This window comes from Nesterenkonia xinjiangensis, from assembly GCF_013410745.1.
GTDB lineage: Bacteria > Actinomycetota > Actinomycetes > Actinomycetales > Micrococcaceae > Nesterenkonia > Nesterenkonia xinjiangensis.
This window is the reverse complement of the sequence record NZ_JACCFY010000001.1, coordinates 332,810-345,953: the sequence shown is the minus strand read 5'-3', so window position 1 is coordinate 345,953 and position 13,144 is coordinate 332,810. Positions and strand designations below refer to the sequence as shown.

The 13,144-nt window shown below is 68.3% G+C and carries 13 protein-coding genes and 1 tRNA gene; 5 read left to right on the top strand and 9 right to left on the bottom strand.

Features of this window, described 5'->3' with window-relative positions:
- Positions 1–9: 9 nt before the first annotated feature.
- Positions 10–858: a DUF6612 family protein gene (locus HNR09_RS01695; protein ID WP_179540474.1), complete on the bottom strand. Its 849-nt coding sequence runs from the start codon at positions 856–858 to the stop codon at positions 10–12.
- Positions 859–1,002: 144 nt separating this feature from the next.
- Here HNR09_RS01695 and HNR09_RS01690 point away from each other — a divergent pair.
- From HNR09_RS01690 to HNR09_RS01680, 3 genes are all read left to right on the top strand, one after another.
- Positions 1,003–1,074: transfer RNA gene (locus HNR09_RS01690), tRNA-Gln, on the top strand.
- 71 nt (positions 1,075–1,145) lie between these two features.
- Positions 1,146–2,645 (top strand): bifunctional UDP-N-acetylglucosamine diphosphorylase/glucosamine-1-phosphate N-acetyltransferase GlmU, encoded by a 1,500-nt coding sequence (gene glmU, locus HNR09_RS01685; RefSeq protein WP_179540473.1) that lies wholly within the window; start codon positions 1,146–1,148, stop codon positions 2,643–2,645.
- A 33-nt stretch (positions 2,646–2,678) separates the two neighbouring features.
- Positions 2,679–3,659 carry a ribose-phosphate diphosphokinase gene (locus HNR09_RS01680; RefSeq protein WP_179540472.1) on the top strand — a complete coding sequence of 327 codons (981 nt, stop codon included), beginning with the start codon at positions 2,679–2,681 and terminating at the stop codon, positions 3,657–3,659.
- A gap of 93 nt (positions 3,660–3,752) precedes the next feature.
- Here the strand turns inward: HNR09_RS01680 and HNR09_RS01675 are convergent, their stop codons facing one another.
- The 7 genes from HNR09_RS01675 to HNR09_RS01645 all read right to left on the bottom strand — a co-directional run bounded on the left by HNR09_RS01675 (position 3,753) and on the right by HNR09_RS01645 (position 11,017).
- Positions 3,753–4,403: a TetR/AcrR family transcriptional regulator gene (locus HNR09_RS01675; protein ID WP_179540471.1), complete on the bottom strand. Its 651-nt coding sequence runs from the start codon at positions 4,401–4,403 to the stop codon at positions 3,753–3,755.
- A 75-nt stretch (positions 4,404–4,478) separates the two neighbouring features.
- Positions 4,479–5,495 (bottom strand): DctP family TRAP transporter solute-binding subunit, encoded by a 1,017-nt coding sequence (locus HNR09_RS01670; RefSeq protein ID WP_179540470.1) that lies wholly within the window; start codon positions 5,493–5,495, stop codon positions 4,479–4,481.
- 11 nt (positions 5,496–5,506) lie between these two features.
- Positions 5,507–6,400, bottom strand: a complete 894-nt coding sequence (locus HNR09_RS01665) for a shikimate dehydrogenase (RefSeq protein ID WP_179540469.1) — start codon at positions 6,398–6,400, stop codon at positions 5,507–5,509.
- Complete coding sequence (locus HNR09_RS01660; RefSeq protein WP_179540468.1) at positions 6,397–7,671, bottom strand: TRAP transporter large permease; 1,275 nt, start codon at positions 7,669–7,671, stop codon at positions 6,397–6,399. The genes HNR09_RS01665 and HNR09_RS01660 overlap by 4 nt, the downstream gene beginning before the upstream one ends.
- Positions 7,668–8,192, bottom strand: coding sequence for a TRAP transporter small permease (locus HNR09_RS01655; RefSeq protein ID WP_179540467.1), 525 nt, complete (start codon positions 8,190–8,192; stop codon positions 7,668–7,670). The genes HNR09_RS01660 and HNR09_RS01655 overlap by 4 nt, the downstream gene beginning before the upstream one ends.
- 118 nt (positions 8,193–8,310) lie before the next feature.
- Positions 8,311–10,083 carry a sugar phosphate isomerase/epimerase and 4-hydroxyphenylpyruvate domain-containing protein gene (locus HNR09_RS01650; protein ID WP_179540466.1) on the bottom strand — a complete coding sequence of 591 codons (1,773 nt, stop codon included), beginning with the start codon at positions 10,081–10,083 and terminating at the stop codon, positions 8,311–8,313.
- 136 nt (positions 10,084–10,219) lie between these two features.
- Positions 10,220–11,017, bottom strand: a complete 798-nt coding sequence (locus tag HNR09_RS01645; RefSeq protein WP_179540465.1) for an alpha/beta fold hydrolase — start codon at positions 11,015–11,017, stop codon at positions 10,220–10,222.
- Between the two features lie 247 nt (positions 11,018–11,264).
- Between HNR09_RS01645 and HNR09_RS01640 the strand changes: the two genes are divergently transcribed.
- Together HNR09_RS01640 and pth are read left to right on the top strand one after the other, a co-directional pair.
- A complete protein-coding gene (locus HNR09_RS01640) occupies positions 11,265–11,888 on the top strand; it encodes a 50S ribosomal protein L25/general stress protein Ctc (protein WP_179540464.1) in 624 nt (207 codons plus the stop codon).
- Between the two features lie 62 nt (positions 11,889–11,950).
- Positions 11,951–12,535 carry an aminoacyl-tRNA hydrolase gene (pth, locus tag HNR09_RS01635; RefSeq protein ID WP_179540463.1) on the top strand — a complete coding sequence of 195 codons (585 nt, stop codon included), beginning with the start codon at positions 11,951–11,953 and terminating at the stop codon, positions 12,533–12,535.
- A gap of 14 nt (positions 12,536–12,549) precedes the next feature.
- On the opposite strand, the gene HNR09_RS01630 is transcribed toward pth, so the two are convergent.
- The gene (locus tag HNR09_RS01630; RefSeq protein ID WP_179540462.1) at positions 12,550–13,053 is read right to left on the bottom strand and encodes a DUF2505 family protein; all 504 of its coding nucleotides are present in this window, start codon (positions 13,051–13,053) and stop codon (positions 12,550–12,552) included.
- Positions 13,054–13,144 lie beyond the last annotated feature (91 nt).

Sequence of the window (13,144 nt, the reverse complement as noted above, 5' to 3'; positions counted from 1 at the left end):
CGGCCGTGCTCAGTGCTGAGGCCCGTACGCCTCTTCGAGGACGTCCTCGGGGATCTCCAGCGGCGGAACCTCGTTGAACATGGAGTACTCCACGCTGATCTCCATGCCGAGGCTGATCGGGTTCGGCGACTCCTGGGTGTACAGGGTGAACTCGAACTCCTCCATCAACAGCGTCTGCGGATCGAGGAGGACCTCGACGGTCATGTCGGTCTCTTCGGGTTCATAGCCGTCCAGGTTCAGGGAGAAGGGGTCCTCCAGCGAGTCGAAGATCTCCGCATCGCTGCCGGCGTACTCCAGGGTGTAGGAATCGTCGTCGTAGTCGACCTCCAGGAGGTCCTCCATCGCGATGACGGCCTCCAGGACGGCCGCGTAGGTGCTGTCGGTCCCCTCGTCGATCGTGCTGGAGGGGGAGTCCGTCCAGCCCTGGTCGTCGATGTTCTCGACGCCCGTGCCGTCCTGGATGTAGGCCTCAATGTCTTCCACTGGGTCTCCCTGCTCCGTCAGGGAGGCGGTCACGTGGACCTCGCTGAAGTCGGCCGCGCCCTCGGCGGTCATCTCGAGGTGCTGCTCCTGGGTGAGCCAGGGAGCGTCCAGCTCGAAGGTCATCGTCGCGCCCATCCGCAGGCTTTCGAGGTCCTCGGCCGCAGTGCGCATCTCGGCGAAGATCTCCGGGTCCTCGAGCGGATGGACCAGCTCCGCGCCATGTTCGTCGGGGATCTGCACCCCGTCCCCACGGGTCGCGTCGGTCGATGGGCCCGCCTGGCTCTCGCCGGGGCCGAGGCCGACGCATCCGGTCAGCGTGAGCAGGGCGATGCCAGCGATGCTGGTGGCGCCGGTGGCGCATGGGGTGCGTGTCATGATTGTTCCCGTCTGTGAAGAGATCGCAGGGATCTTCGCTGATATTCACGTAAGCAAATATAGAAGTTTGCGATAGGGAAGTCAAGATGTGAACTCGATCGGCACTCATGCGAAGATGAACCACGCGTGCTTCGTGGCGCGCACTCCGCCCTGGTGTAATGGCAGCACGCCAGCCTTTGGAGCTGTGCAGTCTAGGTTCGAGTCCTAGGGGCGGAACGGCCCCTCACGGCCCGTGCGCCGTTAGGATTGAGGGGTTCGCCGATTCCCGCGTCAAGGAGCTTCTGTTCGTGCCCACTCCCGATGTCCGTCCCACCGCAGTGATCGTCCTGGCCGCTGGGGCGGGGACCCGGATGAAGTCGCGCACCCCGAAGATCATGCATGGCATGGGCGGTCGCTCCATGATCGGCCACGCGCTCGCCGCGGCGGCTGGGCTCGAGCCCGAACATCTCGTCGCGGTGGTGCGCCATCAGCGAGAGAAGGTCTCCGCGCACATCGATCAGCTGAAGACCGGCGCGATCATCGCTGACCAGGACGAGGTGCCCGGCACCGGCCGCGCCGTCGAATGCGGGCTCGAGGCCCTCTCCGCCGCGCAGGGCGGCCCCTCTGTGCTGACCGGCACCGTCGTGGTGACCTACGGTGACGTCCCACTGCTGACCACGGAGATGCTGACCGAACTCGTCCGCTCCCATGAGTCCGAGGCCAACGCCGTCACAGTGCTCACCGCGGTCCTCGACGACGCCGCCGGCTACGGCCGCATCATCCGTGCCGATGACGGCTCCGTCACCGGCATCGTGGAGCATAAGGACGCCAGCCCCGCCCAGCGGGCGATCCGCGAGATCAACTCCGGGATCTACGCCTTCGACGCCGAAGTGCTGACCCGGGCGCTCACCCAGGTCACCACGGAGAACGTGCAGGGGGAGAAGTACCTCACCGACGTGCTGGCCTTGGCTCGCGCCGAGGGTGGCCGCGTCGCCGCCGTCGTCACGGACGATCGCTGGCAGGTCGAAGGTGCCAACGACCGTGTGCAGCTGCAGGCCCTGAGTGCTGAGCTCAACCGTCGCACCGTCGCGGCCGCCATGCGTGCCGGCACGACAGTGGTGGACCCTGCGAGCACCTGGATCGATGCCACCGTGACGTTGGAGGAGGACACCACCGTGCTGCCCGGCACCCAGCTGCACGGTGCCACTCACCTCGGCCGCGACGCCGTCGTGGGCCCGGACACCACCCTCACCGACGTCCGCGTCGGCGAGGGCGCCACGGTGACCCGCACCCACGGGTCCGGTGCGCAGATCGGCGACGGCGCCACCGTCGGCCCCTTCACCTACCTGCGTCCGGGCACTCAGCTGGGCTCCGACGGCAAGATCGGTGCGTTCTACGAAACGAAGAACGTCACCATCGGCCGCGGCTCGAAGCTCTCGCACCTGGGTTACGCCGGAGACGCCACCATCGGTGAGCACACCAACATCGGCTGCGGCAACATCACCGCCAACTACGACGGTGAGAACAAGCACCGCACCGTCATCGGCAGCCACGTGCGCACCGCATCCAACACGGTCTTCGTGGCACCGGTGGAGGTCGGCGACGGCGCCTACACGGGCGCCGGTGCGGTGGTGCGCAAGGACGTCCCCGCTGGTGCGCTGGCCCTCTCCGTGGCCCCGCAGCGCAACGCCGACGGCTGGGTGGAGACCCGGCGCCCCGGATCCGCGGCCGCCCAGGCCGCCGCCCAGGCCGGCGACGCCACGGGACCGGACCGCGCCGAGCGGCACACAGACTCCGAGAAGCAGTGACAGCCCAGGGAACCGGAGAGAAGGAAGACCAGCATGGATGAGATCAGGCTGAGCGGCGAAAAGACTCTGGTGGTCGCCTCAGGGCGGGCCCACCCGGAGTTGGCTGAGGAGATCGCCGCCGAGCTCGGCACCGAGCTCCTTCCGATGAGCGCCTACGACTTCGCCAACGGCGAGCTCTACGTGCGCTCCTCCGAATCGGTGCGCGGCAAGGACGTGTTCCTGCTCCAGTCCCACCCCTACCCCTTGAACAACTGGCTGATGGAGCAGCTGATCATGGTCGACTCCATGAAGCGTGCCTCTGCCAAGCGGATCACCGTGGTGTCCCCGTTCTATCCCTACGCTCGGCAGGACAAAAAGGGCCGCGGCCGCGAGCCGATCTCGGCCCGCCTGGTGGCCGACCTCTACAAGACCGCCGGTGCTGACCGCATCATGAGCGTGGACCTGCACACTGCGCAGATCCAGGGCTTCTTCGACGGCCCGGTGGACCATCTCTTCGCAGTGCCGCTGCTGGCCGACTACATCCGAGAGCAGGTCGCCGACGACGAGGTCACCGTGGTCTCGCCCGACACCGGACGGGTGCGGGTGGCCGAGCAGTGGGCCGAACGTCTCGGCGGCGCCCCGCTGGCCTTCGTGCACAAGTCCCGCGACCTCACGATGCCGAACAAGGCTGTCTCCAAGCAGGTCGTCGGTGAGATCGAGGGCCGCACCTGCGTGCTGATCGACGACATGATCGACACCGGCGGCACCATCTCCGGTGCCGTGAAGGTGCTCAAGGATGCTGGAGCCAAGGACGTCATCATCGCCGCGACGCACGCGGTGTTCTCCGAGCCGGCCGCCGAACGGCTCGCCGCCTGCGGTGCCCGGGAGGTCGTGGTGACCAACACCTTGCCGATCCCGGACGAGAAGCGTTTCGAGCAGCTCACTGTGCTCTCGATCGCTCCGACCCTGGCGCGCGCCATCAAGGAGGTCTTCGCTGACGGTTCGGTGACCTCGCTCTTCGACGGCCACGCCTGACGGGCGCAGACACGACGGCGGCGCCGTCCCTCTCTCCACAGCGAGCAGAGGGACGGCGCCGCCGTCGCATGTCCAGCAGATCCGGTGGGCAGGTCACTCGGCGGTGCGCGCAGCGGCGGTGAGCCAGGCGACGACCACGTCGCCGATCACCCGGCGCAGGCGGTCACGGTTCTCGGCGGCGTCCAGGTCCAAATCGAACAGGTGGCCGAAGGTGTAGCGGTTGGCCACCTGGAACACGCAGTAGGAGCTGATCAGCAGGTGGACGTCGACGGCGTCGACGTCCGCGCGGAACGTGCCGTCCTCCCGTCCGCGGACGAGGACCTCCTCCAGCAGGCCCAGGGCGGGCTTTCCCAGGTCACGCAAGGAGTCGATCTGTCGGATGAACCGGCCGCGGTGGATGTTCTCGATGGCGACCAGCCGGATGAACTCGGTGTTCTCCAGGTGGTGGTCGTAGGTCAGCTCGGCCAGCCGACGCAAGGACTCGGCGGGATCCAGATCCTGCACCTGAAGCGTCTGCTCCTTCTCTCGGATGCCGCGGTACGCCTTCTCCAGCACAGCCAGATAAAGCTGCTCCTTGCCGCCGAAGTAGTAGTAGATCATCCGCTTGGTGGTGCGGGTGCGGCGGGCGATCTCATCGATGCGAGCCCCGGAGTAGCCGGAGTCGGCGAAGACCTCGGTGGCCACGTCGAGCAGCTCTGCGCGGGTGCGGACCGCGTCCCGCTGGCGGATAGGCGTCTCGTCCAATGGAACCTCCCTCTCGATCCGCGACAGTACCAGAACAGCGGTCCCTGACCCGGCTGCGGCCAGCCGGCGTGTGGGTCACTCGCTGGTCGAGCGGATCGCCTCGAACACTTCGAGCGAGTCGTCCTCGAGGGAGTCGCCGAGGTACTCCAACGCCTGGCCCTGGAAGGCCTCGACGTCGACGTCGTCGATGACCTCCCAGTCGTCACCGGAGCGCCACTGCTCGAGGGTCGCCTCCTCATCTTCTGCGACGCACTCGGTCACCGCGTCGACGGCCGACTCGACCGCTGCGGTCAGCGCCTCCTGCTGCTCCTCGGAGACCTCGTTCCACCGGTCCGACATGATGATCAGGTTCGTGTTCAGCTGATGGGAGGAGAGGCTCAGGTAGTCCTGGACCTCCGCGAGGTTCTCCGAGTCGATGTTCGTGATCGGGTTCTCCTGACCGTCGACGGCGCCCTGCTGGAGGGACAGGTACAGCTCCTCGTAGGCGACCTCGGTGGCATCAGCGCCCAGCGCCCGGGCGTTCATCAGGTACTGGGGCGAGCCGGGAAAGCGGACGCGCAGGCCTGAGAGGTCCTCCGGGCTCCGGATGGGCTCGTCGGCGGTGAAGTGCCGTGCTCCCGCCGACCATGCCCCCAGCGTGTGGATGTCCGCCGCGTCGGCGAAGTCCTCGATCACCCCGGCGCCCTCTGGGCTGTCCATGAAGGTGGCGAGGTGCTCCGCGTCGTCGAACACATAGGCGGCGTCCAGGATGCTGATCGGCTCGTGGACCGCGCCCAGGGCGGAGGCGCCCTGGATGTCGATGTCGATGTCCCCCGACGCGACGGAGGCGATACGATCGGCGTCGCCTCCGAGCTGGCTGGATCCGAAGATCTCGATCTCGAGCCCGACGTCGGCGGCCTCCACCTCGTCCTTGATGAGATCGGCGCCGCAGCGCGCCTGGGGCTGGTCGTCGTTGTAGCTGTGGGCCAGCGTCAGCGAGACCGAACCGTCGGAGGCGTCGCCGCCGTCTCCGCCGTCTCCGCAGGCCACCAGGGCCAGTGCCGGCACCGTCGCCAGCGTGAGCAGAGTGGGTAGCTTCGTCGTGCGTGTCATGGTGTGACCTTTCAACGGGGAGTGGGGGACAGCTTCTGTTCGGCGGCGACGAGACCCTGCAGATCGCTGAGCATCGCCTTCCGGTCGGCGGGTTCGCCGGTGAAGATCTCGAAGGCCTCGGCGGCCTGGTGCATGGCCATGCCGAGACCGCTGACGGTCCGGCAGCCGAGGGAGCGGGCCTCGAGCAGCAGCGGGGTGTCCACTGGCCGGTAGATGACGTCGCACACCCAGAGCCCCGGATGCAGATGGTGGCGCGGCACCGGGGAGCCCGGATGGTGGGCCATGCCGATGGGTGTGGCATTGACCAGCCCGTTCGCCTCGGGAAGCAATGTCGGCAGCTCATGCGGCGTGGCCGCGGCACTGTTCACCTCATGGTGCTGGGCCACAGCCCCGGCGACCTCTTCGGCCCGGCGACGGTCGACGTCGACGACGGTCAGCCGGTCCAGTCCAGCTGATGCGAGGGCGTGGGCCGCTGCGGAGCCGGCCCCGCCTGCTCCCAGCAGCACGACCCGCCCCCGGGGCTGAGGGCCGATCGCGTCCTCGAGGGACGCGGCGAACCCGGAGACGTCGGTGTTGTGGCCCACGCGCCGTCCCTGCCGCCAGACGACGGTGTTGACAGCCTCGACCCGGAGGGCAGGGTCAGAGAGCTCGTCGAGAAGGGGAATCGCCGTCTGCTTGACCGGATGGGTGAGGTTCAGCCCGTCGAAGCCGAAGGTCTCGGCGGCCGTCAGCAGACGCTCCAGCTCGGCGGCAGGGTCTTCGGTCTCGGACAGCTCCACGGTCCGGTAGATGTGCCGGAGTCCATGGCGGGCGCCCTCCAGCTCATGCATGCGGGGCGTCAGGGACGGCCCCACCCCATGGCCGATCAGACCGATCAGCACGGCACGGTCGTTCGCTTCGGTCACAGGCCCAGCACCTCCGGGATCAACAGCACGGCTTCGGGGAAGAGGATCACCAGCACCGTGACCACCACGGCTGGGATCATGAACGGCAGCGCGCCCCGGAAGACCTCACCCACCCGAGTCTCGGAGACCGCCGCCGTCACGAACAGGACGGTGCCCACCGGGGGAGTGAGGAGCCCGATCATCAGCGAGAGGATGATGACCACACCGAGGACGATCGGATCGACGCCGTACTGGAGGGCGATCGGCAGCAGCACCGGCACTGTCAGCACGAGCACGGCGGTGGCGTCGATGACGGTGCCCAGCACCAGCATCAGGCCCGCGATGAGCAGCAGGAAGAGGACCGGTTCCTCAGTGATGCCGAACAGCAGCTCGGTCATCAGCTGCGGCAGCCGTTCGCGGGCCAGGATGTGTCCCAGCAGCGCGGCGGAGGCGACGATCAGCATGATGCCGGCCGTGGTCACCACGGTCTCGCGCACGGCGGTCAGGAACCCGGACCAGGACAGCGAACGCTGGACCAGGGCGATGAGCAGGACGTAGGCGACGGCCACCGAGGCCGCCTCGGTGGGGGTGAACCATCCGCCGAGGATCCCGCCCAGGATGATGACCGGGGTCAGCGCCGGCAGCAGCACCCCGCGGGTGGAGGCCAGCAGCTCGCGGGCGTCGAACTCCCCACGGCTGACCCCTGGTTCGCGGCGCACCAGGAGGAAGACGACGACGAGCAGGCCGAGAGCCACGGCGAGGGCAGGGACGACGGCGGCGGCGAACAGCGCCCCCGTCGAGGCGGCGGCCAGCCCGGCGAAGATCACCGCAGGGATGCTCGGCGGCATGACCGGCGCGATGAGGGAGGAGGTCGCCGAGATCCCGGTGGCGAAGCGGCGGCTGTAGCCGTTGCGCAGCATCGCCGGGATCTGGACCTTGCCGAGGGCAGCGGCGTCGGCCACGGCGGAGCCGCTCATCCAGGAGAAGCCCACGCTCACGCCCACCGTGACGTAGCCGAGGTTGCCGCGTAGGCGGGCCAGCAGAGCCAGGGCGAAGCGGAACAGCTGGTCCGCGATCCCGGCGTGGTTGGCCAGCGCGCCGAGGAAGACGAAGAGTGGGACCGCCAGCAGCGGGAAGCTCTGGGCGGCGTCGGAGACCTGGCGCAGGCTCATGCCCGAAGAGTGCCCGTGGGCCAGCATGTACACCAGGGAAGGGCCGAGGAAGGCGAAGGCGACCGGGACCCGCAGGGTGAGCAGGACCGCGATGGCGAGCGCGAGCAGCAGCAGGGTCATCGGGCCACCTCTTCGGCGAGTTCGGAGCGGACTGGGCCGTGGAGGGCGATGCGGGCGGCCCCGATGAGGGCACGCACCGTGCTGCTGGTGAGTCCCAGCAGGACGGGCACGTAGACCAGCGCCATGGAGAGGCCTAGCACCGGGGAGCGCAGGGCGCCCTGGGTCTGGACGAGGGCCCAGGCCTCCAGGGTGAAGGCCCCCGCCGTCACAGCCACGATGATCAGAGCGAACACCTGGACGGTACGGACCAGGCGAGGTAGGGGCAGGATGTCCACCACTTCCAGAGTGATGTGGCCGCCGCGGCTGATCAGCACTCCGACCACGCTGAAGGTCAGCCAGGCCAGCGCGAATCGGGAGACCTCTCCTGTCCAGGGGAGGCTGTCGCCGGGAAGGTGACGTTGGGCGGCCTGGATGAGGACGAGCACGAAGATCGCCAGGAGCATGACCGAGCCCAGGCTGATCTCCAGGCCGTCCATGATCCGGCCGGCTCGGTGGAGCAGGCCACGTGGCGGTGGTGTCATGGGTGCCTCCCGAGGGCAGCTGCAGAGGTGTGATCAGGGTCACTCGGTGCTGTTTACGAACGTACCGGTTATTACATTAGGCGTCAACAGTGCCCCGATGTCCCTCTGTCGTCCCTGGTCAGGAAGCTGGTCGCTGCGCGGCCAGTCGCACCGGAGCGTTCGGGGCGCCGTAGCCGTCGTAGTGTCCGCGCCGCTCCACGAGTTCGAGGAAGACGTCTCCGAGGGTCGGAGTGTAGAAGTGGATGAACTCGCCGTCGTCGTCACGGTCGTAGAGCAGATCCAGTCTGCGCAGGCGGTCGACGAAGGCCGTGTCCAGTGCGAATCGGGCGGCGAGGTCGTCATAGTAGTTGGCGGGCACGGCCAGGAACTGCAGTCCCCGGGCGCGGGCCCGCTCGGCCACGCCGATCACGTCCTGGCAGCTGATGGCCACATGGCGCGGCGGGGTCGGCGCCGTGGGCGGCGCCAGATTCAGCGGCACGCGCACGACGCCGTCGGGGGAGCGCATCACCTGGCTGCGGACCAGGCCTCGGGGACCCGGGACCTCGGAAGAGGCCTGGGCGTCCAGGCCGAGGACGCTGGTGGAGAACAGCACCGCCTCGTCGAAGTCCTGCCACGGGTAGGAGAGGTTGATGTGATCGACGACGGCGCCGGAGCTGTCGCCGTCGTCGCCCCCGGTGAACTCCTCGGTCCAGGTCTCGGCGGGCTGATCGTTCCAGTAGACCTGCGTGCCGTCCGGCGAGGCCACGGCTCTGAGCTCATGGTCCCCGGTGTGGGTCCGGCGGAAGGCCGGAGGCGCGCCCAGAGCCTCGGCGCGGGCCGAGGCGCGGTCGGAGTCGTCCACCGACAGGCCGATGCCGGAGAGGTGCGGAGTCTCATGTTTGTCCTGCTCGTCGAGGACGAGGCGCGCTGTGCCGAGGGTCCACAGCCGCACGGGCTTGCGGTGGTGGGATCCGCGGAAGGTGAAGCCCAGCTGCTCCAGCATGTGGTCGGCCGTGGAGAGGTCTGCCCCGGAGATCTCGACGAAGTCGACGGCATGCGGGCACTGTGCCTCGGGGATCCGTCTGTCGTCATGGCTGTCGGTCGTGGCCACGCGATCTGCCAGCCAGGTCAAGGATCGTCTGGCGTGCGCGGCGGTGCGTCCGGTGTCTGTCTGGCGGAACGTGTCGTTGAAGACCTCCAGGGACAGCGGTCCGGTGTAGCCGGCACGGAGCACATGGGTCAGGAACGTCACCAGGTCGAAGGATCCCTCGCCGGGGAAGAGCCGGTGGTGTCGGCTCCAGGAGAGCACGTCCATGTTGAGGTCCGGTGCGTCCGCCAGCTGCAGGAAGAAGATCTTCTCGCCGTCGATCTCCTCGATGGCGGCCGGGTCGTGGCCGCGGGAGAGGATGTGGAAGCTGTCCAGGCAGGTTCCCAGATTCGGCCGGTCGGCCAGCTGCACGAGGCGCCAGGCATGTCGATAATCGTTGACGAATCGCCCCCAGGCGAGCGCCTCATAGGCGAGGCGGATGCCGTGCTCGGCGGCGAGATCGGCGAGCTCGCCGAGCTGGCGGGCGGTCACGGCGTCGTCGTCGACGGTGGCGGTGGCGGCATTGCTGCACACCAGGATGAGGTCGGTGCCGAGCCTCTGGGCGGTGCGGAACTTCTCGCGTGCCCGCCGGAGCGTGTCGGCGAACAGGTCCTCGTCGACGCCCTCGGCGTCGCGGAACGGCTGGAGCATGTCGATCCGGAGTCCGAGGCGCTCGCACAGCGCGCGGATCTCCTCCGGCGACTCATGGGCGACCGTGAGGTCCGAGTCCATGATTTCGATGCCGTCGAATCCGGCCGCGGCGCATGCATGGATCTTGTCTGTGAGTCCGCCGGAGAGGCAGACGGATGCGATGGAGGTCACCATGGCCGGTAACGTACCAGATATTACATTAGCGGGACCAGGGCTGAGAGTGTCTCGTGTCACATGACCTCTGGGCGGCTCATGCCGCGACCACGCCTGATCCTCTCGCTTCGGCCAGGTCTCAGGGGTGGGGCAGGTCTCAGGCGCTGAGCAGCGCGGCGATCTGCCGGGGTCGTTCCACCGCGATCTGATGGGCGACGCCCTCGACCATGGTGAACTCGGCGTCGGGAACGGTCTCGGCGACCTCGCGCAGCAGCGCCGGTGCCGCCACCTCGTCCAACTCACCGGCGACCAGGTGGACCGGAGTGCGGATCTCGGACAGCTGGGTCCGCAGATCGAAACGGCTCAGCACTGAGCACAAGACGGCGTAGGAGGCGTTGTCGGCGGCGCGCAGGGAGGCCATCACCGCCTCCACGGCCTCGGGGGCCGCCGTGCGGAACCCTGGAGAGAACCAGCGCCCCAGGGTCGGCTCGACCAGTGCGGCCGTGCCGTCGTCGAGGACCTGCTGCGCCCTCTGCTGCCAGAGCTCCGCGGTGCCGAAGCGGGGCAGGCCGCCGATCACGGCCGTGGCCTCCAGAGCATCGCTGTGGAAGGCCGCCAGCTCCAGCGCCAGCCCGCCGGACAGCGAGGTGCCTGCCAGGCGGGCCGGGATGCCCCGCAGGCTCGGCCGCTGCTCGCGGAGTCGCTCCAGACTGTCCACCACGGCCTCGGCGAGCAGCCGCATCGTGGGCGCCTTCGGTGCGTCGGTCCAGGGCGCCGAGAGGCCATGGCCGGGGAGGTCCAGGCCCACGGCCAAGACACCCGGAGCCAGCTTCGGGGAGACGTGCGCCCAGGTGGAGGCGACATCGGTGCCGAGGCCCGGGACCAGGATGAGCAGCCGGTGCGGGTCCTCGCAGGTGCGCAGCGTCGTCGTGGTCAGGATCGGTGCGGTGTCCATGATTCTGAGTATGGCGGAACTTCGGTATGGCCGCCCGCCGAACACGGCGGCGACCGACAGGTGGCCCCGTGGTACCATGATCAACTGTGCCCAGGCGAGGGAGCGCCGGCTGACCGATGACGGTCCGGCGGCGGCTCCGTGATCGACGAGGCGACGGACAGGACGCTCATCAGCCCTGTCTCGTGAACTCGTCGGTTCCGGCCCCAGGCCCTGGAACTTCCAGCAGACAACCGACGAAGGACACATCATGGCAGACAAGATCGTCATTCCGGCCACCACGCGCACCGACTTCGGCAAGGGCGCAGCCCGCAAGGCCCGCCGCAGCGGTTACATCCCCGGCGTCGTCTACGGCCACGGCGAGGACCCGATCCACATCCTCCTGCCGAACCACGAGACCACCCTGGCGGTCCGCAATCCCAATGCCCTGATCACCCTCGACATCGAGGGCAAGAAGCAGCTCGTGCTGCCCAAGGACATCCAGCGTGACGCCATCTACCGCAGCGTCGACCACCTGGACCTGCTGGCCGTGCGCTCCGGCGAGAAGGTCGTCGTCGACGCTCCGGTCGAGGTCATCGGCGAGCCGGCCAGCGGCCTCGAGTACCTGCTCGACCAGCCGACCGTGGCAGTGGAGGCCGAGGCCACGCACCTGCCGGACTCGATCAGCATCGACATCACCGACCGCGAGGAGAACGCCCTGCCGGAGCACCTTCAGCTGCCCGCAGGCGTCACCCTGGCGATCACCGACCTGGAGTCTCCGGTCGTCACGATCTACGAGCCGACCGTCCAGGACCTCGGCGACGAGGACGAGACCGCCGAGGAGTCCGAGGCGGAGTCGACCTCCGAGGGCGAGTCCGAGAGTGACGACGCCTGATCAGCTTCACGCTGATCCGACGCTGATTCGAAGGATCGCCGCTCCTCGATAGACTGCGGGGCATGGCATCTGACACCTGGCTGATAGCGGGACTCGGGAATCCCGGGTCCCGCTATCGTCATACCCGGCACAACATCGGGCACATGGTCCTCGACGAGCTCGTCGACCGCATGGACGCGAAGTACACCCGCACCAAGGTCGGCGCCCAGGTCGTGGCGGCCCGCCTCGGACTGGGCGGGCCCAAAGTGGTCCTGGCCGTCTCCGAGGGATATATGAACACCTCCGGCAAGCCGATCCGCGGTCTCGTCGACTACTTCGACGTCGACCCGGCCCGGCTGGTGGTCGTCCACGACGAGGTCGACCTCGACTTCGGCCGCATCAAGCTCAAGCGCGGCGGCTCCGAGGGCGGGCACAACGGGCTGAAGTCCATCACCCAGCACCTCAGGGGCGACCGGGACTACATCCGTGTCCGGGTGGGGGTCTCGCGTCCGCCGGGGCGCATGGAGACCGCAGACTACGTGCTCCAGAAGTTCTCCCCCGACCAGGCCGACGAGCTGCCGCAGCTGGTCCAGCGTGCCGCCGACGCCGTCGAGCTGATCATCACCGAGGGTCTCACCGGCGCGCAGAACACCGTCCACCAGGCCTGAGGCTCAGCGAAGCCTCAGCCGTTCTGCTCGATCCACTTCGCGACCTCGCGGGACTGCACCGCGACGAGCTTCTTCATGTAGGGCTCCGCCGCGGACTTCAGCTTCTTGCCGATCAGCGGGATCGAGGTGGAGACCTCGCCGCGCACGGTGGACAGCGTCTCAGAGGAGCCGCGCGAGTGCAGCACCTGGGAGGCAGCCGCGCTCACCGGAGCGGAGTGGATCTTGACGTCCATGTCAGATCGCCGTGAGCCGTCGGCGTCGGGCTTCGACCAGCGCTCGGTGACAGTCACGGTGACCTGCCCCTTGATGACCTTCCTGGCGATGTCGGGCAGGCGGTCCACCGACATCGACTGCTTCGAGGTCACCTCGAAGGCATGCGCCGGGTCCCCGCTGACCTCGAAGCTCTCCAACGTGGAACCGACCGTGTCAGCAAGGTGCTGGTGGAAGTCGCGCGAGGCGTAGGCGGCGACGATCTTGTCGACGTCGTGGGAGATGACGGTCTCAGCTTCAAGCGCCACGGGTGGTGCTCCTTCTCGTTGGATGATGGTGCCCTCCATCATAGGGCCGGCGCCGCTCTGAGCTGATCAGCCCACGGCAGATCCGCCCCCA